The 19,450-nt window shown below is 59.0% G+C and carries 20 protein-coding genes and 1 tRNA gene; 9 read left to right on the plus strand and 12 right to left on the minus strand.

Features of this window, described 5'->3' with window-relative positions:
• Window positions 1–39: 39 nt before the first annotated feature.
• A complete protein-coding gene (locus JFT91_RS12115; RefSeq protein ID WP_201232499.1) occupies window positions 40–231 on the minus strand; it encodes a hypothetical protein in 192 nt (63 codons plus the stop codon).
• On the opposite strand from JFT91_RS12115, the gene arcC reads away from it, so the two are divergent.
• From arcC to JFT91_RS12160, 9 genes are all read left to right on the plus strand, one after another.
• Complete coding sequence (gene arcC, locus JFT91_RS12120; RefSeq protein ID WP_201232500.1) at window positions 230–1,159, plus strand: carbamate kinase; 930 nt, start codon at window positions 230–232, stop codon at window positions 1,157–1,159. The two genes, JFT91_RS12115 and arcC, sit on opposite strands and share 2 nt — an antisense overlap.
• Before the next feature lie 61 nt (window positions 1,160–1,220).
• Window positions 1,221–1,583: a DUF5064 family protein gene (locus JFT91_RS12125; protein ID WP_047599537.1), complete on the plus strand. Its 363-nt coding sequence runs from the start codon at window positions 1,221–1,223 to the stop codon at window positions 1,581–1,583.
• 209 nt (window positions 1,584–1,792) lie between these two features.
• Window positions 1,793–3,301 carry a transcriptional regulator GcsR gene (gcsR, locus tag JFT91_RS12130; protein WP_201232501.1) on the plus strand — a complete coding sequence of 503 codons (1,509 nt, stop codon included), beginning with the start codon at window positions 1,793–1,795 and terminating at the stop codon, window positions 3,299–3,301.
• 434 nt (window positions 3,302–3,735) lie between these two features.
• Window positions 3,736–4,119: a glycine cleavage system protein GcvH gene (gene gcvH / locus JFT91_RS12135; protein ID WP_034153410.1), complete on the plus strand. Its 384-nt coding sequence runs from the start codon at window positions 3,736–3,738 to the stop codon at window positions 4,117–4,119.
• An 11-nt stretch (window positions 4,120–4,130) separates the two neighbouring features.
• A complete protein-coding gene (gcvP, locus tag JFT91_RS12140; RefSeq protein ID WP_201232502.1) occupies window positions 4,131–6,983 on the plus strand; it encodes an aminomethyl-transferring glycine dehydrogenase in 2,853 nt (950 codons plus the stop codon).
• Window positions 6,984–7,183: 200 nt separating this feature from the next.
• A complete protein-coding gene (locus JFT91_RS12145) occupies window positions 7,184–8,560 on the plus strand; it encodes an L-serine ammonia-lyase (protein WP_201232503.1) in 1,377 nt (458 codons plus the stop codon).
• Window positions 8,561–8,611: 51 nt separating this feature from the next.
• Window positions 8,612–9,733 (plus strand): glycine cleavage system aminomethyltransferase GcvT, encoded by a 1,122-nt coding sequence (gene gcvT, locus JFT91_RS12150; protein WP_201232504.1) that lies wholly within the window; start codon window positions 8,612–8,614, stop codon window positions 9,731–9,733.
• A gap of 405 nt (window positions 9,734–10,138) precedes the next feature.
• Window positions 10,139–10,351, plus strand: a complete 213-nt coding sequence (locus JFT91_RS12155; protein ID WP_003237709.1) for a cold-shock protein — start codon at window positions 10,139–10,141, stop codon at window positions 10,349–10,351.
• A gap of 97 nt (window positions 10,352–10,448) precedes the next feature.
• Window positions 10,449–10,937 carry an RDD family protein gene (locus JFT91_RS12160; RefSeq protein WP_201228251.1) on the plus strand — a complete coding sequence of 163 codons (489 nt, stop codon included), beginning with the start codon at window positions 10,449–10,451 and terminating at the stop codon, window positions 10,935–10,937.
• 134 nt (window positions 10,938–11,071) lie between these two features.
• Here JFT91_RS12160 and nadA read toward each other — a convergent pair whose 3' ends face one another.
• From nadA to ybgC, 11 genes are all read right to left on the minus strand, one after another.
• Window positions 11,072–12,130: a quinolinate synthase NadA gene (gene nadA, locus JFT91_RS12165; RefSeq protein WP_201228252.1), complete on the minus strand. Its 1,059-nt coding sequence runs from the start codon at window positions 12,128–12,130 to the stop codon at window positions 11,072–11,074.
• A gap of 271 nt (window positions 12,131–12,401) precedes the next feature.
• Window positions 12,402–12,477: transfer RNA gene (locus JFT91_RS12170), tRNA-Lys, on the minus strand.
• A gap of 62 nt (window positions 12,478–12,539) precedes the next feature.
• Complete coding sequence (gene queC, locus JFT91_RS12175) at window positions 12,540–13,232, minus strand: 7-cyano-7-deazaguanine synthase QueC (protein WP_201228253.1); 693 nt, start codon at window positions 13,230–13,232, stop codon at window positions 12,540–12,542.
• Window position 13,233: 1 nt separating this feature from the next.
• Window positions 13,234–13,881 carry a 7-carboxy-7-deazaguanine synthase QueE gene (gene queE, locus JFT91_RS12180; protein WP_201228254.1) on the minus strand — a complete coding sequence of 216 codons (648 nt, stop codon included), beginning with the start codon at window positions 13,879–13,881 and terminating at the stop codon, window positions 13,234–13,236.
• Window positions 13,882–14,047: 166 nt separating this feature from the next.
• Complete coding sequence (ybgF, locus tag JFT91_RS12185; protein WP_201232505.1) at window positions 14,048–14,887, minus strand: tol-pal system protein YbgF; 840 nt, start codon at window positions 14,885–14,887, stop codon at window positions 14,048–14,050.
• Window positions 14,888–14,893: 6 nt separating this feature from the next.
• A complete protein-coding gene (gene pal, locus JFT91_RS12190; RefSeq protein WP_003178634.1) occupies window positions 14,894–15,391 on the minus strand; it encodes a peptidoglycan-associated lipoprotein Pal in 498 nt (165 codons plus the stop codon).
• A gap of 52 nt (window positions 15,392–15,443) precedes the next feature.
• Entirely contained in the window at window positions 15,444–16,724 is a 1,281-nt protein-coding gene (tolB, locus tag JFT91_RS12195) for a Tol-Pal system beta propeller repeat protein TolB (RefSeq protein ID WP_201232640.1), read from the minus strand.
• Window positions 16,725–16,741: 17 nt separating this feature from the next.
• A complete protein-coding gene (gene tolA / locus JFT91_RS12200; RefSeq protein ID WP_201232506.1) occupies window positions 16,742–17,809 on the minus strand; it encodes a cell envelope integrity protein TolA in 1,068 nt (355 codons plus the stop codon).
• Window positions 17,809–18,261 carry a protein TolR gene (gene tolR, locus JFT91_RS12205; RefSeq protein WP_161806672.1) on the minus strand — a complete coding sequence of 151 codons (453 nt, stop codon included), beginning with the start codon at window positions 18,259–18,261 and terminating at the stop codon, window positions 17,809–17,811. The genes tolA and tolR overlap by 1 nt, the downstream gene beginning before the upstream one ends.
• A 23-nt stretch (window positions 18,262–18,284) precedes the next feature.
• A complete protein-coding gene (gene tolQ, locus JFT91_RS12210) occupies window positions 18,285–18,980 on the minus strand; it encodes a protein TolQ (RefSeq protein ID WP_008080223.1) in 696 nt (231 codons plus the stop codon).
• Window positions 18,970–19,437 (minus strand): tol-pal system-associated acyl-CoA thioesterase, encoded by a 468-nt coding sequence (gene ybgC / locus JFT91_RS12215; RefSeq protein WP_007912735.1) that lies wholly within the window; start codon window positions 19,435–19,437, stop codon window positions 18,970–18,972. Before ybgC ends, tolQ begins: the two co-directional genes overlap by 11 nt.
• Between the last annotated feature and the right edge of the window lie 13 nt (window positions 19,438–19,450).

Genomic DNA, 19,450 nt, shown 5'->3' on the forward strand with positions numbered 1-19,450 from the left:
GGTCAATGTGGGAGCTGGCTTGCCAGCGATAGCGGTGTGTCAGCCGACGAGAATGCTGACTGACCCGGCGCCATCGCGGGCAAGCCCGGCTCCCACAGGAATCGCACCGAGCCGTAAACCATCACCTGTAGGAGCTGCCGAAGGCTGCGATCTTTTGATCTTGTTTTTGAGGATCAGGATCAAAAGATCGCAGCCTTCGGCAGCTCCTACATGAAGAAGGACATGCACCATGCGTATCGTCGTAGCGCTGGGCGGTAACGCCCTGCTCCGCCGTGGTGAACCGATGACCGCTGACAATCAGCGCGCCAACATCCGCATCGCCACCGAGCAAATCGCCAAGATCCATCCCGGCAACCAACTGGTCATCGCCCACGGCAATGGCCCGCAAGTCGGCCTGCTGTCGCTGCAAGCGGCGGCTTACACCTCCGTCACCCCTTACCCGCTGGACGTGCTCGGTGCCGAAACCGAAGGCATGATCGGCTACATCATCGAACAGGAACTGGGCAACCTGCTCGACTTCGAAGTGCCGTTCGCCACCCTGCTGACTCAGGTCGAAGTCGACGCCAATGACCCGGCCTTCAAGAACCCGACCAAACCGATCGGTCCGGTCTACGACAAGGCCGAAGCAGAAAAACTCGCCGCCGAAAAAGGCTGGGCCATCGCTCCCGACGGCGACAAGTTCCGCCGTGTGGTGGCCAGCCCTCGGCCGAAACGCATCTTCGAAATCCGCCCGATCAAGTGGTTGCTGGACAAGGGCAGCATCGTGATTTGCGCCGGTGGCGGCGGGATTCCGACCATGTATGACGAGAACCATAATCTCAAAGGCATTGAGGCGGTCATCGACAAGGATCTGTGTTCCTCGCTGCTCGCCGAACAACTGGAAGCCGATCTGCTGGTGATCGCCACTGACGTCAATGCGGCGTTCATCGACTACGGCAAGCCGTCGCAGAAGGCCATCGCCGAAGCGCATCCGGATGAACTGGAACGCTTGGGTTTTGCCGCCGGGTCCATGGGGCCGAAGGTGCAGGCAGCTTGCGAATTCGCGCGCCATACTGGCAAGGTCGCGGTGATCGGTTCGCTGGCGGACATCGAAGCCATCGTCCAGGGCACCGCCGGTACTCGCGTGAGTACGGCGAAGCCGGGCATCAGCTATCGATAATTAGAAACTCCGGGGGCAGGCCCAGGCCTGCCCTTCTCCCATGCCTTGAAAGGAGAAAACCATGGCTCAGTTTGAACCTGGTCATTTGCATATCGAGCGGCACGCGTTGACCGACGATGACGTCAATTACAACGTGCACCTCGACTATGAAGTGTTCACCGACCCGCAAAAAGGCAAAGGGATACAGTTCACCCTGCATGGCAATATGCAGGGCAAGGACATGAAGGAAACGTTTTTCCTGCCCAAGGAAGAGGCATACAACTTTGCCCGCGACGTGACCCGGATCGCCGAAAAATACGGAATTCCCAAGACGCACAGCCAGATCGGCTCGGTTCACAAACATTACGACTTGATGTTTGAAGACATCCGCAAGCAGTTGAATATGCAATCCGGGGATCCGGTCAATCTCGAGCATTTCGAATAATCTGAGTTTTTGCACATCCCCTGTAGGAGTGAGCCTGCTCGCGATAGCGGTGTGTCAGATAACAATTATGTTGACTGACCCACCGCTATCGCGAGCAGGCTCACTCCTACAGGGGTTCGTGTTGGGCATAAATCCTGCGCCCGGTTTCACCAATCCCCCGCCCCAAGGCATACTTGCCACCCTCCGCAATCCAGAACCAAAACCGCCCCATGCGTATCCACGTCAGTTTCATCGACCGCGTCGGCATCACCCAGGAAGTCCTGGCTATCCTCGGTGGGCGCAATCTCAATCTGGATGCGGTGGAGATGATCCCGCCGAACGTCTACATCGACGCGCCGACCTTGAGCCCGCAAGTGCTCGAAGAACTGAAAGATGCGCTGTTTCGTGTGCTCGGCGTGGAAGCGGTGACGGTGGTCGACATCCTCCCCGGCCAGCGCCGGCATTTGCAGCTCGATGCCCTGCTCGCGGCGATGACCGACCCGGTGCTGGCACTCGACAGTGCCGGCAAGGTGTTGCTGGCCAACCCGGCGTTGATCGCGCTGTACGGTCGTGAACCGGCCGGTGAAAGCGTCGCTGAACTGTTCAACGACCCCGCCCTGCTCGACACCTTGCTCGAACACGGTTTCCGTCTGCCGCTGCGCGAAATCACCGTCAACGGCCAGACCCTGCTGCTCGACGCCACGCCGATCACCGACGCTGGCGCCCTGCTCACGTTGTACCAACCGAACCGCATCGGCGAACAACTCTCGGCACTGCACCATGACCACGCCGAGGGCTTCGACGCTTTGCTCGGCGAGTCCCCGGCGATCCGTACCCTCAAGGCCCGCGCTCAAAGAGTCGCGGCGCTCGACGCGCCGCTATTGATTCAAGGCGAAACCGGCACCGGTAAAGAACTCGTTGCCCGCGCCTGCCACGCCATCAGCGCGCGGCACAGCGCGCCGTTTCTCGCGCTGAACTGCGCAGCGCTGCCGGAGAACCTCGCCGAGAGCGAACTCTTCGGCTACGCCCCCGGCGCCTTCACCGGCGCGGCTCGCGGTGGCAAACCGGGGCTGATGGAACTGGCCAACCAGGGCACGGTGTTTCTTGATGAGATCGGCGAGATGTCGCCGTACTTGCAGGCCAAGCTGCTGCGCTTTTTGAATGACGGCAGCTTCCGTCGGGTTGGCGGTGATCGTGAGGTAAAGGTCAACGTGCGGATCCTCAGCGCGACTCACCGTGACCTGGAAAAAATGGTCGTCGAAGGTTTGTTCCGCGAAGACCTGTTTTATCGCCTCAACGTGCTCAACGTCGAAGTGCCGCCGTTGCGCGAACGCGGTCAGGACATTCTGTTGTTGGCGCGTTATTTCATGCAGCAGGCCTGCGCGCAGATCCAGCGTCCGGTCTGCCGCCTCGCACCGGGGACTTACCCGGCGCTGCTCGGCAACCGCTGGCCAGGCAATGTGCGGCAATTGCAGAACGTGATCTTCCGCGCGGCGGCGATTTGTGAAAGCAGCCTTGTAGACATCGGCGACCTCGACATCGCCGGCACCTCGGTGGCGCGTCAGACCGACAGCGACGTCGACAGCCTCGAACAAGCGGTCGAGTCCTTCGAGAAATCACTGCTGGAAAAACTCTACGTCAGCTACCCCTCGACCCGCCAACTGGCCAGTCGCCTGCAAACCTCGCACACGGCCATCGCCCATCGACTGCGCAAGTACGGCATCCCCAACAAAACCTGAACACCCCACAAATCCACTGTAGGAGTGAGCCTGCTCGCGATAGCGGTCTGACCTTCAACATTTGCGGCGTCTGACACACCGCTATCGCGAGCAGGCTCACTCCTACAAGGGTTGGTGGCAGATCTGAGATTCGCGCTAAAAACGACCTCTGTCTGTACTGAAAGCGCTACAGCGGAACGATATCGCTACACCCTCTTCCGATCACCGCTGTGCAAGGCTTTGATCCCGTTCAGCTTTTTTCCTCGCTCCATGCTGTAGCGATTTCGCTACACGCGATCAAGTCAACCATTTCGCCGAAACACATAAATCATTGATTTATATATAAAAATCAACCTTGGCCGCGATCTTGCTAATCAACCCCTCATAAATAAGGGCTTCCCTGCCCACGCCTTCAACCGCGTCCACCAGACGAGTCTGGCCCCTGAGGAGTTTCCATGAGCGAGTTGCGTTTTACTGAAGATCACGAATGGCTGCGCACCGAAGCTGACGGCAGCGTTACTGTCGGCATCACCGCTTTCGCGCAGAACGCCTTGGGCGACGTGGTATTCGTGCAACTGCCTGAGCTGCAGGCTTACGAAAAAGGCGCCGAAGCCGCCACCGTGGAATCGGTGAAAGCCGCCAGCGGCGTGTACATGCCTCTCGACGGCGACGTACTGGAAGTCAACCCGGCGCTGGAAGACGCTCCGGAACTGGTCAACGAAGATCCGCTGGGCCAAGGCTGGTTCTTCCGCTTCCAGCCAAGCGATGCCGCCGCTGTCGGCAAATTGCTCGATCAGGACGCGTACGACCGTCTGATCAAAGCCCAAGCCGAAGCCTGAGGAACGCCGACATGACTCAAGTAAACCTTGGCACCGCCAACGAATTCATCGCCCGTCACATCGGCCCGCGCGCCGGTGACGAGCAAGCCATGCTCAACAGCCTCGGCTTCGATTCGCTCGAAGCGCTGAGCGCCAGCGTCATCCCGGAAAGCATCAAGGGCACCAGCGTGCTTGGCATGGACGACGGCCTCAGCGAAGCCGACGCCCTGGCAATGATCAAATCCATCGCCGGCAAGAATCAGCTGTTCAAGACCTACATCGGCCAGGGCTACTACAACTGCCATACGCCGTCGCCGATCCTGCGCAACCTGCTGGAAAACCCGGCCTGGTACACCGCTTACACCCCATACCAGCCTGAAATTTCACAGGGCCGTCTCGAAGCGCTGTTGAACTTCCAGACGATGATCAGCGACCTCACCGGCCTGCCGATTGCCAACGCCTCCCTGCTCGACGAAGCCACCGCCGCTGCCGAAGCCATGACCTTCTGCAAACGCCTGAGCAAGAACAAGGGCAGCCACCAGTTCTTCGCCTCGATCCACAGCCACCCGCAAACCCTCGACGTGCTGCGCACCCGTGCCGAGCCGCTGGGTATTGAAGTTGTAGTGGGCGATGAGCGTGAACTGACTGACGTGACGCCGTTCTTCGGCGCGCTGCTGCAATACCCGGCCGCCAACGGTGACGTGTTCGACTACCGCGAACTGACCGAACGCTTCCACGCTGCCAATGCGCTGGTGGCCGTGGCCGCTGACTTGCTGGCCCTGACCCTGCTGACCGCGCCAGGCGAGTTCGGCGCTGACGTTGCCATCGGTTCGGCACAACGCTTCGGCGTGCCGCTGGGTTTCGGTGGCCCGCACGCCGCTTACTTCTCCACCAAAGATGCGTTCAAGCGCGACATGCCGGGCCGTCTGGTCGGTGTTTCGGTTGACCGTTTCGGCAAGCCGGCGCTGCGCCTGGCCATGCAAACCCGCGAGCAACACATCCGTCGCGAGAAGGCCACGTCGAACATCTGCACCGCGCAAGTGCTGCTGGCCAACATCGCCAGCATGTACGCCGTCTACCACGGCCCGAAAGGCCTGACGCAGATCGCCAACCGCGTGCATCACCTGACCGCGATTCTCGCCAAGGGCCTGACCGCTCTGGGCCAGACCGTCGAGCAGGCGAGCTTCTTTGACACCCTGACCCTGGCCACCGGCGCACAAACCGCCGCGCTGCACGACAAGGCGCACGCTGCGCAGATCAACCTGCGCGTGATCGACGCTGAGCGTCTGGGCCTGTCGGTTGACGAGACCACCACACAGTCGGACATCGAAATCCTGTGGGGCCTGTTCGCCGACGGCAAGACCCTGCCGGACTTCGCTGCGCTGGCCGCTTCGGTGCAAAGCACCATTCCGGCGTCGCTGGTGCGCCAGTCGCCAATCCTCAGCCACCCGGTCTTCAACCGTTATCACTCGGAAACCGAGCTGATGCGCTACCTGCGCAAACTGGCCGACAAGGACCTGGCGCTGGATCGCACCATGATCCCGCTGGGCTCGTGCACCATGAAACTCAACGCCGCCAGCGAAATGATCCCGGTGACCTGGGCTGAATTCGGCGCCCTGCACCCGTTCGCCCCCGCCGCGCAAAGCGCCGGTTATCAGCAACTGACCGATGAACTGGAAGCGATGCTCTGCGCCGCCACCGGTTACGACGCGATCTCGCTGCAACCGAACGCCGGTTCGCAAGGTGAATACGCTGGCCTGCTGGCGATCCGCGCCTATCACCAGAGCCGTGGTGATGACCGTCGCGACATCTGCCTGATCCCGTCGTCCGCTCACGGCACCAACCCGGCCACCGCCAACATGGCGGGCATGCGCGTGGTCGTGACCGCGTGCGATGCGCGTGGCAACGTTGACATCGAAGACCTGCGCGCCAAAGCCATCGAGCACCGCGAACACCTCGCCGCGCTGATGATCACCTACCCGTCGACTCACGGCGTGTTCGAAGAAGGTATCCGCGAAATCTGCGGGATCATTCATGACAACGGCGGCCAGGTGTACATCGACGGCGCCAACATGAACGCCATGGTCGGCCTCTGCGCGCCGGGCAAGTTCGGCGGCGACGTCTCGCACCTGAACCTGCACAAAACCTTCTGCATCCCGCACGGCGGTGGCGGCCCGGGCGTTGGCCCGATTGGCGTCAAGTCGCACCTGACGCCGTTCCTGCCCGGCCACGGCCAGATGGAGCGCAAGGAAGGCGCGGTCTGCGCGGCACCGTTCGGCAGTGCGAGCATTTTGCCGATCACCTGGATGTACATTCGGATGATGGGTGGCGCCGGCCTGAAGCGCGCTTCGCAACTGGCGATCCTCAATGCCAACTACATTTCCCGCCGCCTCGAAGAGCACTATCCAGTGCTGTACACCGGCAGCAACGGTCTGGTCGCGCACGAGTGCATCCTTGACCTGCGTCCACTGAAAGACAGCAGCGGCATCAGCGTCGATGACGTCGCCAAGCGCCTGATCGACTTCGGTTTCCACGCCCCGACCATGTCGTTCCCGGTCGCCGGCACGCTGATGATCGAGCCGACCGAAAGTGAATCCAAGGAAGAACTGGACCGCTTCTGCGACGCCATGATCCGCATCCGCGAAGAAATCCGCGCGGTGGAAAACGGCACGCTGGACAAGGACGACAACCCGCTGAAAAACGCGCCGCATACCGCAGCGGAACTGGTTGGCGAGTGGACTCACCCGTACAGCCGCGAGCAAGCCGTGTACCCGGTCGCGTCGCTGATCGAAGGCAAGTACTGGCCACCGGTCGGTCGCGTCGACAACGTGTTCGGCGACCGCAACCTGGTCTGCGCCTGCCCGTCGATCGAAAGCTACGCTTAACCCGATGCGGGATCAGTTATCGCTGATCCCGCACACACCGCATCCCTGTAGGAGCTGAGCTTGCTCGCGAAAGCGGTGTATCAGATAGCTAACAAGTTGACTGACACACCGCTTTCGCGAGCAAGCTCAGCTCCTACAAGGGAATGCGGGCAGCCGCAACGATCCGCCAATTCCTATAACAAGAAACCGGAGAACCACTCATGTCGTTAAGCGTGTTCGACCTGTTCAAGATTGGTATCGGCCCCTCCAGTTCCCACACCGTCGGCCCGATGCGTGCTGCTGCGCGCTTTGCTGAAGGCCTGCGACGTGAAAATCTGCTGACCACCACCGCCAGCGTGCGCGTCGAGTTATATGGTTCCCTCGGCGCTACCGGTAAAGGACACGGCAGCGACAAAGCCGTGCTGCTCGGCCTCGAAGGGGAACACCCGGATACCGTCGACACCGAAACCGTCGCTGCCCGCCTGCAACAAATTCGCGGCGATGGCCGACTGAACCTGCTCGCTGAACACAGCATTGCGTTCAACGAGAAAGAACACCTGGCGATGATCCGCAAACCGCTGGCCTATCACCCCAACGGCATGATCTTTCGCGCCTTCGACGCCGCCGGCATTCAAATCCGCAGCCGCGAGTATTACTCGGTCGGCGGTGGTTTTGTCGTCGATGAAGACGCCGCCGGTGCCGACCGTATCGTCGAAGACGCCACGCCGCTGACCTTCCCGTTCAAAAGCGCAAAAGACTTGCTCAGCCATTGCGCCACTTATGGTCTGTCGATCAGCCAAGTGATGCTGACCAACGAAAGCGCCTGGCGCCCGGAAGCGGAAACCCGTGCCGGTCTGCTGAAGATCTGGCAGGTCATGCAGGACTGCGTCGCCGCCGGCTGCCGTAACGAAGGCATCTTGCCGGGTGGCCTGAAGGTTAAACGTCGTGCGGCGGCGCTGCATCGACAACTGTGCAAGAACCCGGAGTCGGCACTGCGCGATCCACTCTCAGTGCTCGATTGGGTCAACCTCTACGCGCTGGCCGTCAACGAAGAAAACGCCAACGGTGGGCGAGTGGTCACGGCGCCCACCAATGGCGCGGCGGGGATTATTCCCGCTGTTTTGCATTACTACATGCGCTTTATTCCCGGCGCGAATGACGACGGCGTTGTGCGTTTTCTGCTGACCGCTGCGGCCATCGGCATTCTGTACAAGGAAAACGCCTCGATCTCCGGTGCCGAAGTCGGTTGTCAGGGTGAAGTCGGCGTGGCCTGTTCGATGGCGGCCGGAGCGTTGTGCGAAGTGCTCGGCGGCAGCGTGCAGCAAGTCGAAAACGCTGCGGAAATCGGCATGGAGCACAACCTCGGCCTGACCTGCGACCCGATTGGCGGGCTGGTGCAGGTGCCGTGCATCGAGCGCAACGCAATGGGTTCGGTGAAGGCAATCAACGCGGTGCGCATGGCGATGCGCGGCGACGGCCAGCATTTCGTCTCGCTCGACAAGGTCATCCGCACGATGCGCCAGACCGGCGCCGACATGAAAAGCAAATACAAAGAGACCGCCCGCGGCGGTCTGGCGGTCAACATTATCGAATGCTAATTAGCCTCCTCTCCCTCCGGGAGAGGGCTGGCGTGAATCAAGGAGTTCCGCATGTCCACCGAACAACTGTCGAAAACCCCGCTGCACGCTCTGCACATCGAACTCGGCGCCCGCATGGTGCCATTCGCCGGCTACGACATGCCGGTGCAATACCCGCTCGGCGTGATGAAAGAACACCAGCACACCCGCGAACAGGCCGGTCTGTTCGATGTTTCGCACATGGGCCAGATCCGCCTGACTGGCGCCAATGCCGCCAAAGCCCTGGAAACTCTGGTGCCGGTGGACATCATCGACCTGCCAGTGGGCATGCAGCGATACGCGATGTTCACCAATGAAACCGGCGGCATTCTCGATGACCTGATGGTCGCCAACCTCGGCAACGACGAACTGTTCCTCGTGGTCAACGCTGCATGCAAGGATCAGGACCTGGCCCACCTGCAACAACACATCGGCGATCAGTGCACCATTACGGCGCTGTTCGAAGAACGCGCGCTGCTCGCGCTACAAGGTCCGGCGGTCAGCGTGCTCGCACGTCTTGCTCCTGAAGTGGCGAAGATGACGTTCATGCAATTCGCCCGCGTGAATCTGCTGGACATCGATTGCTTCGTCAGCCGTTCGGGCTACACCGGTGAAGACGGTTTCGAAATTTCGGTGCCGGCTGACGCCGCGGAAAAACTCGCTCGCGCCCTGCTCGCCGAGCCAGAAGTTCAGGCCATTGGCCTTGGTGCTCGCGATTCGCTGCGCCTTGAAGCCGGTCTGTGCCTGTACGGCCACGACATGAACACCGACACCACGCCAATCGAGGCCAGCCTGTTGTGGGCGATCTCCAAGCCGCGCCGTGCCGATGGCCCACGGGCCGGCGGTTTCCCGGGGGCACAAGTTGTGTTCGCCCAGCAACAGAACGGTGTTGCGCGCAAACGCGTCGGCCTGCTGCCACAAGAACGTACGCCAGTGCGTGAAGGCGCAGAAATCGTCAACGAAGCAGGCGAGATCATCGGCACCGTCTGCAGCGGTGGTTTCGGTCCGACCTTGGGCGGTCCCTTGGCAATGGGTTACCTCGATAGCGCTTATGTCACACTTGATACGCCAGTTTGGGCAATCGTTCGTGGGAAAAAGGTGCAAATGCTTGTAAGCAAAATGCCATTTGTTCCACAACGCTACTACCGGGGTTGATTGACTGTTTCTATACGTAACGCGGTTGCGTTATGCGTGCACTAATGTGTAACGCAATCGCCACAAAAAAGTGCATTTTCTATCAACTGATTCGAATATGAACTTTGCTTATAACGATCGAAAACAATTGAACAAGCTCATCGTCTAAGCCTGCACTAGCGAACCGACTAAACACCACCAAGGGCAGCAAAACCGGGGCCTTAACGGGGCTTGTTTTTTCTCCCGTAGTTGGCGTAGAGTTTGTCCACTGTGTTTGCATGGGTCAGCTTGGAATCGTGACCTGGGCAGTAGCCTACAAGTTAGCTACATCCCGTTCGACGTCTTCTTACTCTCCTGCAACCAGCCCCAGTACTCTTTCATGAGAAGGAGACTGTCATTAATTTTTTGCGTCAAAGGAAATAAGAAATGTCCACACGTCAGAGCGGTACCGTCAAGTGGTTTAACGACGAGAAAGGTTTTGGTTTTATCACTCCAGAAAGCGGTCCGGATCTGTTCGTGCATTTCCGCGCCATTCAGGGCAACGGCTTCAAAAGCCTGAAAGAAGGCCAGAAAGTGACCTTCGTTGCTGTGCAAGGCCAGAAAGGCATGCAGGCTGATGAAGTTCAAGCAGAAGGCTGATCTTCTGTAACGAAAAAGCCCCTGATATTGATATCAGGGGCTTTTTTGTGCGCGCGAATCCGTAAAATGGCGCTTCATTTTGCGTCCAGAGGCTGCCATGTCGAAAAACCTGCTCACCCCGCAAGGCGACTTTCCCACCGTCGGCCTTGGGCGTCGTCTGGCAGCAATGTTCTATGACTTCCTGTTGTGCACCGCCCTGCTGATCGTGACCGGCTTCATCTACAAGCTCATCCAGGCAGCAATCATTGGCGAAGAGCGACTGCGGGTGATGACCGATGCCGGCAAACTTGATGGCGATCCGCTGTACTCGACGGTATTGCTATTGGTGCTGTTCGCCTTCTTCGCCAAGTTCTGGACCCATGGCGGGCAGACGCTGGGCATGCAGGTGTGGGGCATTCGCGTGCAGAACGCCGATGGCAGCGCAATCAGCCTGTGGCAGGCGCTGCTGCGCTTTATGGTGTCGATTGCATCGTGGCTGTGTGCAGGGCTTGGATTCTTCTGGTCGCTGTATGACAAGCAGAAGCGCACGTGGCACGACATCTATTCCGATACACGCGTCGTACGAATCCCGAAGAAAATCAAGTAACTTCCAGACACCGAATACCAATGTGGGAGCGAGCCTGCTCGCGAAGGCGTCGTATCAGTCAATTTCAATGGTGACTGGTACACCGCTTTCGCGAGCAGGCTCGCTCCCACAGGGATTGTGTCTGCGTTTAGATCTCAGGCGTTACCGGCCAGCTTCATCCGCGCTGCTTGCGTAAAGTCCAGCATGCGCTTCAAAGGCCGAATCGCCTGCGGAATCAACGCCGGATCCACAAAGATCTCGTTCGTCCCTTCCTTCAAGCTCCTCAGCGTGCGCTCAAGGGTGTTCATGGCCATCCACGGGCAATGTGCGCAACTACGGCACGCTGCGCCGTTACCGGCCGTTGGCGCCTCAATGAAGACCTTGTCGGGGCACAGCTGCTGCATCTTGTAGAAGATGCCACGGTCAGTGGCGACGATCAGGGTCTTGTTCGGCAGCGATTGCGCGGCAGCGATCAACTGGCTGGTGGAGCCGACGGCGTCCGCCAACTCGATCACTGAGGTCGGCGACTCCGGGTGCACCAGAATGGCGGCGTCCGGGTACAGCGCCTTCATGTCTTCGAGCTGCTTGGACTTGAACTCTTCGTGGACGATGCAGGCACCGTCCCAGAGCAGCATGTCGGCGCCGGTCTTGCGCTGAATGTAGGTGCCCAGGTGCTTGTCCGGTCCCCAGATGATCGTCTCGCCGTTGTCCATCAGGCTTTCGACGATCTCCAGCGCGCAGCTTGATGTCACCACCCAGTCAGCCCGCGCCTTCACGGCAGCAGAAGTGTTGGCGTAGACCACCACTGTGCGCTCCGGGTGCTGATCGCAGAACGCTGAAAACTCGTCCACCGGGCAACCCAGGTCCAGCGAGCAGGTCGCGTCGAGGGTCGGCATCAGTACACGTTTTTCAGGATTGAGAATCTTCGCGGTTTCGCCCATGAACTTCACGCCGGCAACCACCACGGTCTTCGCCGGGTGAGCGTTGCCGAAGCGCGCCATTTCGAGGGAGTCGGACACACAGCCGCCGGTTTCTTCGGCCAGCGCCTGAATCACCGGATCGCAATAAAAGTGGGCCACCAGCACCGCGTCCTGAGCCTTGAGCTCGGCGGCGATGGCAGAACGGTAATAAGCCTCTTCCTCGGCAGTCAGCGGTTTGGGCTGTTTGGCATCGAGGTGGGCTTGAACCAGAAGGCGTTCGGAAATCTGCGTCATGTTCGCAAGACCTGCAGGCGCTTTCGCGCGAAAGTCGAGTATACACCCGGCTCCGGACCACTTGAGGGTACCGCCGGGAGAGTGAGTTTTATCAGGCACGGACAGCGTTGAAGCTGCGCAAGGCTACAGAATATCCCGTTGATACAAAAGATGATTCTGACCTGTGTCAGCGCAGGCAACGATGACAGAAGCGGTGCCTGAATTGCAGGCAAAAAAAAACCCGGAAATCCTCACTTTCGTGGGCCTTCCGGATTTTCTAAACCGCCAAAAATGGTGGGTCGTGTGGGATTCGAACCTACGACCAATTGGTTAAAAGCCAACTGCTCTACCAACTGAGCTAACGACCCGCTGTGTGGTGGCGCGTATAATACTGATTTTTAAGGACTATTCAACACCTTTTTGAAAATAATCAAAAATAAGCTGTTGGATCGCTCACACCCGCCGCCGCAAAGCCTTCTGCGCGCAGGCGGCAGCTGTCGCATTTACCGCAGGCACGGCCGTCATCGTCGGCCTGATAGCAGGAAACGGTGAGCCCGTAATCAACGCCAAGCTTCACGCCGGCCTGAACGATTTGCGCCTTGCTCAGGTTCTGCAACGGCGCCTGAATGCGAAAGCCATTGCCTTCAACGCCGGCCTTGGTCGCCAGGTTGGCCATGCGCTCGAACGACTCGATGAACTCGGGACGGCAATCCGGGTAACCGGAATAGTCCACGGCGTTCACACCAATAAAGATGTCGCGAGCGCCGAGCACTTCAGCCCAGCCCAACGCCAGAGACAAGAACACTGTGTTGCGCGCTGGCACGTAAGTGACCGGGATGCCTTCGCCCAGCTCTTCCGGGATGTCGATGCTGCTGTCAGTCAGCGCCGAGCCGCCCATGCCGTTCAGGTTGAGGCCAATGACTTTGTGCTCGACCACGCCCAGATCGCGAGCGACGCGCGCAGCAGCGTGCAGCTCAGCATGCGAGCGCTGACCGTAATCAAAGCTCATGGTGTAGCAGCTATAGCCCTCGGCGCGAGCCATGGCCACAACAGTGGCCGAATCGAGGCCGCCGGACAGCAGGATGACTGCACGTTTTTCAGTGGTGTTCAGTTGTTCAGTCATATCAGCGCCCCGGCTCGTCATTCCAAAGATATTTATGCAGCTGCAATTGCAGGCGAACCGGCAGGTTGTCCGCCACCACCCAGTCCGCCAGATCGCGAGCATTGAGGTCGTGGTGGCTTGGGGAGAACAGCACTTCACCAGCACGGCGCTCGAGACCGTACTGGATCAACTTGGAAACAGCCCAGTCGTAGTCGTCCCGCGAGCAGATCACAAACTTCACCTGATCGTTGGGGGTCAGCAGTTCAATGTTCTCGTAGCGGTTGCGATGAGCTTCTTTCGAATCCGGGGTTTTCAGATCGACGACGCGACTGACACGCGGATCCACGGCCGAGATGTCGAGAGCACCGCTGGTTTCCAGCGAGACCTCGTAACCGGCATCACACAACTGTTTAAGCAAAGGAATGGCGTTCGGCTGGGCCAGCGGCTCACCGCCGGTAACGCAGACGTAGCGCGGACGAAATCCGGCCACTTGTTCGAGGATGTCGTCGAGGGTGCGGATCGTACCGCCACTAAACGCATAGGCACTGTCGCAGTATTGGCAACGCAATGGGCAACCGGTCAGGCGCACAAAAACAGTGGGCAGCCCGGCAGTCCGCGTTTCCCCCTGCAAAGAGTAGAAAACTTCGGTAATTCTCAATGTGTCTTGCATAGTCGCCACGGGCGTAACAGCTAAACAGGCTGTCCGCCTCCGTCAGGCACTTCAGGCAAACCCGCCAACGCGTGGATCACAAGAAGCGTGTTTCAGAAAAAGGGCGTGAATTCTAACGAAAAAACCCGCGACTAGCGCGGGTTTCTTCCAAACGGGTCAAACACGTTTACATGCGTTGCAGATCGCGTTGGGCCAACTGAGCAGCGGAGGTACCCGGATATTGGGAAACCACTTGTTGCAGAATGCCTTTGACCTTGTCGGTGTGACCGAGGCGGCGCTCTACATCAGCCAGCTTGTACAGCGAATCCGGCACTTTGGCGTGTTTGGGATACAGCTGCGAAACCTTGGCAAACGCCTGACCTGCACCTTGCAGATCGCCTTTTGCCAGGTTCACTTCACCCAACCAGTACTGGGCGTTGCCCGCGTATTGGCTGTTTGGGTATTTGCGCAGGAAAGCGGCGAAAGCCTGGCTGGCCTTGTCGAAATCCTTGGCTTTGATCAAGTCGAAAGCAGCATCGTAATAGAGCTTCTCTTTCGCCGGATCAGCCGGTTCGCTACCTGCAGCGGGTGCCTGGACTGCAGCAGCACCGGCCCCAGCGGCAGCACCGGCAGCAGCACTTGCGTCGCCACCGGCAGAAGAATTCTCAGGAGTCGCGGCAGGTGCAGCACCACCGGATCCTATGCGCCGATCAAGATCCTGGTATCGCTCCAGGGACTCCTGTTTCATGCGCGCAACCTGATTTTGCAGCTCTTCAATCACACCTTGCTGGCGCGATATCTGATCCTGCATCTGTTGCAATTGGTTGAACAGCATGCCTTGTGCCGAGGCAGGGGCCGAAGCCGCTCCCCCGGCATAGGCGCCGTTCGTACCGTAACCTGCAGGCGGATAACTGCTCCCGCTATTGTTATAACCGGAGTTGTCATCGACCACAGGAACCGCAGCCCACGCCGCAAGCGGCGCGAGGCTGAGAGCCAGAACAGTTACAGCACGACGGCACGTTCGCATATCGAATTACTTACGCAGTTCGACGCGACGGTTTTGAGCCCAGGACTGCTCGTCGTTGCCGGTAGCAACTGGACGCTCTTCGCCGTAGGAAACCAGTTCCAGCTGAGCTGGGGAAACACCTTGCAGTACCAGGTAGCGTTGAACGGCTTTCGCACGACGCTCGCCCAGTGCCATGTTGTACTCACGAGTACCACGTTCGTCGGTGTTGCCTTCCAGAACAACGCGAGCGCCGTTTGCTTTCAGGTCTTTGGCGTGAACGTCCAGAGCGCGCATGGCTTCTGGCTTCAGGTCCGAGCTGTCGTATTCGAAGTAGAAGGTGGTGATTGCGCGCAGAGCAGCTTCTTCGCTCAGGGAACCGTCAACGGCACCAGTGTTTGCGCCGTAACCAGCGTTTGGATCAACAGCGCCTTCACCGGCGTTGTCGCCGCCTTTGGACGAGCAACCTACAGCTACAGCCATGGCCAGAGCCAGCGCAGCAAATTTACCAAACTTCAGCATTTCCATCGTGAAACTCCTAATGAACCCCAGTGTGTTAAGTAAAACGTGTAGCGCCCGCTCACTTCAGGTAAGGGGACCAGGACGGTTCTCTGACTTCGCCTTGAGCGGTAGGAAGCGGGAGCCTAACGCGTCCATTAATGGACACGAGCATCAAGACTCCCCGGCCCTGTTGGCGGGTGGCGTAGATTACCATGGTGCCGTTGGGCGCAACAGTAGGTGACTCGTCCAGAGTGCTATCAGTGAGGATCTTTACACTACCTCGCTGCAGATCCTGGGCTGCCACCTTGAAATTGGTGAAGCCATCCTGACGATGAATCATCACCAAAGTCTTTTCATCAGCCGACAGTTTCGGGTTGGCGTTGTAGTTACCAATGAAGGTCACTCGCTCCGCACCGCCGCCACTGGCGCTGGTTTTGTAGATTTGCGGCTTGCCGCCACGGTCCGACGTGAAGTAGATGGTCGAACCATCCTTGCCCCAGTACGGTTCGGTATTAATGCCAGGACCTGCGGTAACGCGGTTGATCTGACGCGAGGCCAGGTTCATCACGTAAATGTCCGGGTTACCGTCTTTCGACAGCACGAACGCCAGGCGATCACCGTTCGGCGACCAGGCTGGAGCGCCATTCAGGCCTTCGAAGTTGGTGATCTGCTCACGGCGACCGGTGTCGATGTTCTGCATGAAGATGCGCGGACGCTTTTGCTCGAACGACACGTAGGCGATGCGCTTGCCATCCGGCGCGAAACGCGGCGACAGGATCGGCTCGCGCGATTGCAACAGAGTCACTGCGCGAGCACCGTCGTAGTCCGAACGCTGCAGGGTGTAGCGAGTGTTCTTCTCGGAGAAGCGCTCAGCCGTCACGTACAGCAGACGCGTCGAGAACGCACCTTCGATACCGGTCAGCTTCTGGAACGACTGGTCGGAGATGAAGTGCGCCATGTCGCGCAATTGCTCGGTGGTCCCGGAAACACTGCCGTCTGCCACTTTCTGTTCGGTGGCCACGTTGAACAGTGCCCACTGCACCTGCAGGCGACCGCCCGCTGGAGCGATGCTGCCGACCATCATGTATTGAGCACCCACCGCCTTCCAGTCACGGAAGATGATTTCGCTCGGCTGGCTTGGCTGGCTGATCATGTTTTGCTTGGGAATCGGCGAGTAGTAGCCCGAGTTACGCAAATCGTTACCAATGATTTCAGCCATGTCGTCCGGCAGCACGGCACCGCCCTGCATACCGAACGGTACAACGGCGATCGGAGTAGCCCGATCGCTGCCGCTGGTGACCAGAATGTTCTTTTCATCAGCCATCGCGATCCCTGCCATGCAGCAGATCACGACCAGCATTCCTCGAAGAAGGTTTCTCACAAGGCTAGATCCTCAGGTGTGAATGTCATCTTGAATGAACGATACGGAGCGAAATCGCTCGGCTTCATTCCCTGCATTTCTGTCAAACGTCCAATATTCTTCACTGCCGCGACTGCCGACGCATCGAACGGACCGTCGCCACTGGACTTGGAGACGCTGACCGAAGTCACCGTACCGTCCGGCAACATGCCGATTTGCAGCACGACCGTCATGCCTTTGCGTGCCGAAGGTGGACGAGCCCAACCTTCCGCTGCTCGCGCACGAATCAGGTCATCGAAACTGCCCGCGACTTCGTCACCCTGCTCATCAGCCAAGGCCTGCTGGCGCTGCGGCGTGTCGGAAAGCAAGTCGGCCAAGGCCTGAGCCTTTTTGTCTTCGGTCGATTTACGTGCCGCATCCTGCGCTTTCTTCTTCGCAGCATCGGCAGCAGCTTTCTTCTTCGCATCTTCGGCGACTTTCTTTTTCGCCTCTTCAGCTTCAGCTTTCTTCTTGGCGTCTTCGGCGGCTTTCTTCTTCGCGTCTTCGACGATCTTCTTCTTGGCTTCTTCAGCGGCCTCTTTCTTGGCCTCTTCCTTAGCCTCTTCTTCAGCCTTCTTCTTGGCTATATCAGCCAATTGTTTCTCTTCGGCCTTCTTGGCTTCGGCTTTTTTCGCGTCGTCGGCTTTCTTGGCGTCATCCGCCTTTTTCGCTTCGTCCGCTTTTTTAGCCTCATCGGCCTTCTTGGCTTCCTCGGCTTTTTGAGCCGCTTCTTCTTTCTTTTGTTCCGCAGCGGCCTTGATCTCTTCCTGCTCGACCTTTTTCTGTTCCATCTGCTCGACTTCGGTCTGGCGCGCGGCGGATTTCTTCGCCTCACCCGCAATCTTCTGATTGGTCTGGGTGGTTGCCTGACTTTTCGATTTCAGCTGGTACAAGGTCGCCTGGACAATCGGTTTGGCCGGCGGCAGCTCTGGTGTAAAGGCAAAACTGACGAACAGCATGCCGAACACCAGCACGTGCAGGACAATTGCCAGAACACTAGGCCAGAAGTAGCTTTCCGAGGCGGACGGCTCTCGCTGTTGCTGCATCAGGGGGCCTCGGTAATCAAACCAACATTACCGACCCCGGCTTTCTGCAACCCGCCCATGGCGCCCATGACGGAACCATAGTCGACGGTTTTGTCACCGCGGATGAAGACCTGGGTACGCTTGCCGCCTTCGGTGCCGGCACGAATGATCTTGGTCACCGCATCGGTCATTTGCGGCAGGGTCATGGCCCTGTCCTGTTGCTTCTCGGTGTCGACTTCGCTGCCAAGGTTCCAGTAGTAGGTCTTGTCAGCCTTGATCGAAATGGTCAGGACCTGGGTGTTATTGTCCTGCGGCAAGGCTTCGCTGGAAACCTTGGGCAGATCAACTTTCACGCCCTGATTGAGCATCGGCGCGGTCACCATGAAGATGACCAGCAGTACCAACATCACGTCGATGTAAGGCACCACGTTCATCTCGGCGACCGGCTTGCGCTTTTTGCGAGCTCGAGCGATTAAAGCCATTGGAAATTACCTGCTTATTCTTCGCTGGTGTGCACTTTGCGGTGCAGGATCGCCTGGAATTCATCGGCGAAGGTGTAGTAGCGGCCCAGCAAGGTTTCGCTGCGAGCAGCGAAACGGTTGTAAGCGATGACCGCAGGGATCGCGGCGAACAGACCGATCGCGGTGGCGATCAGGGCTTCGGCGATACCCGGTGCCACGGTGGCGAGGGTCGCTTGTTGGGCGCTGGCCAGGCCGCGGAAGGAGTTCATGATGCCCCATACGGTACCGAACAGACCGATGTACGGGCTGACCGAACCAACGGTGGCGAGGAACGGCAGGCTCTGCTCCAGCTTCTCTTCTTCACGGGAGATGGCAACGCGCATGGCACGAGCCACGCCTTCCATCACCGCTTCAGGATCAACACCTGGCTGCTGACGCAGACGGGAGAACTCTTTGAAACCGGCACGGAAGATCTGCTCCACGCCCGAATCCGGGTCCGGGTTGCTGCCCGCCTGACGGTACAGCTTGGACAGGTCGATACCCGACCAGAAGCGCTCTTCGAAGCTCTCCAGGGCGCGTCGACCGGCGCGCAGCAGATTGCTGCGCTGAAAGATCATGATCCATGAGGTCACCGATGCGGCCACCAGGGTCAACATTACCAACTGCACCACGATGCTGGCATTGCTGACCAGGCTCCACATGGAGGAATGGTCGACGACGTTAGCTTCCACGCTTTATCTCCTGCTTTGAGTGTGTACCCGGGCCGACCGCGTCGGCAAAGGCCGCACGCAAGTCTTCGGGAAGGGCCCGGGGTTTCAAACTGTTAGTGCGCACACAGGCCACCAAAAACTGCCCTTCACAGAGCAGCACATTATCCGTTGCCCGCCTGACCTGCTGTTTGAAGCGCAGGCTGACCCGGTTCAATTCGATTACATCAGCGCTTACCAGCAATTCGTCGTCCAGTCGCGCCGGCGCGTGGTAACGCGCTTCGCTGGAGTGCACGACGAACAACAGATCCTCCCCGGCCAGCTGCGATTGGGCAAAGCCCAGCTCGCGGAGCCGCTCGGTTCGAGCCCGTTCCATAAACTTGAGGTAATTAACGTAATACACGATGCCGCCCGCATCGGTGTCCTCGTAATAAACGCGACAACGATGTGCGAACGGCTCAAGCCCGTTTTGCGCGCGCATACTCTAGTGCTTA

Origin of the sequence: Pseudomonas sp. TH08 (genome assembly GCF_016651275.1) — a bacterium.
In the GTDB taxonomy this organism is placed as follows: Bacteria; Pseudomonadota; Gammaproteobacteria; order Pseudomonadales; family Pseudomonadaceae; genus Aquipseudomonas.

Excerpts from the sequence above, each read along its gene's own strand:
- tolB (WP_201232640.1), bottom strand. The coding sequence starts at position 16,724 with ATGCTGGTCGTGATCTGCTGCATGGCAGGGATCGCGATGGCTGATGAA.
- queE (WP_201228254.1), bottom strand. The coding sequence starts at position 13,881 with ATGCAAGACACATTGAGAATTACCGAAGTTTTCTACTCTTTGCAGGGG.
- tolA (WP_201232506.1), bottom strand. The coding sequence starts at position 17,809 with ATGCAGCAACAGCGAGAGCCGTCCGCCTCGGAAAGCTACTTCTGGCCT.
- queC (WP_201228253.1), bottom strand. The coding sequence starts at position 13,232 with ATGACTGAACAACTGAACACCACTGAAAAACGTGCAGTCATCCTGCTG.
- arcC (WP_201232500.1), top strand. The coding sequence starts at position 230 with ATGCGTATCGTCGTAGCGCTGGGCGGTAACGCCCTGCTCCGCCGTGGT.
- gcsR (WP_201232501.1), top strand. The coding sequence starts at position 1,793 with ATGCGTATCCACGTCAGTTTCATCGACCGCGTCGGCATCACCCAGGAA.
- JFT91_RS12155 (WP_003237709.1), top strand. The coding sequence starts at position 10,139 with ATGTCCACACGTCAGAGCGGTACCGTCAAGTGGTTTAACGACGAGAAA.
- JFT91_RS12125 (WP_047599537.1), top strand. The coding sequence starts at position 1,221 with ATGGCTCAGTTTGAACCTGGTCATTTGCATATCGAGCGGCACGCGTTG.
- gcvT (WP_201232504.1), top strand. The coding sequence starts at position 8,612 with ATGTCCACCGAACAACTGTCGAAAACCCCGCTGCACGCTCTGCACATC.
- gcvH (WP_034153410.1), top strand. The coding sequence starts at position 3,736 with ATGAGCGAGTTGCGTTTTACTGAAGATCACGAATGGCTGCGCACCGAA.
- ybgC (WP_007912735.1), bottom strand. The coding sequence starts at position 19,437 with ATGCGCGCGCAAAACGGGCTTGAGCCGTTCGCACATCGTTGTCGCGTT.
- JFT91_RS12160 (WP_201228251.1), top strand. The coding sequence starts at position 10,449 with ATGTCGAAAAACCTGCTCACCCCGCAAGGCGACTTTCCCACCGTCGGC.
- JFT91_RS12145 (WP_201232503.1), top strand. The coding sequence starts at position 7,184 with ATGTCGTTAAGCGTGTTCGACCTGTTCAAGATTGGTATCGGCCCCTCC.
- gcvP (WP_201232502.1), top strand. The coding sequence starts at position 4,131 with ATGACTCAAGTAAACCTTGGCACCGCCAACGAATTCATCGCCCGTCAC.
- nadA (WP_201228252.1), bottom strand. The coding sequence starts at position 12,130 with ATGACGCAGATTTCCGAACGCCTTCTGGTTCAAGCCCACCTCGATGCC.
- pal (WP_003178634.1), bottom strand. The coding sequence starts at position 15,391 with ATGGAAATGCTGAAGTTTGGTAAATTTGCTGCGCTGGCTCTGGCCATG.
- JFT91_RS12115 (WP_201232499.1), bottom strand. The coding sequence starts at position 231 with ATGGTGCATGTCCTTCTTCATGTAGGAGCTGCCGAAGGCTGCGATCTT.
- ybgF (WP_201232505.1), bottom strand. The coding sequence starts at position 14,887 with ATGCGAACGTGCCGTCGTGCTGTAACTGTTCTGGCTCTCAGCCTCGCG.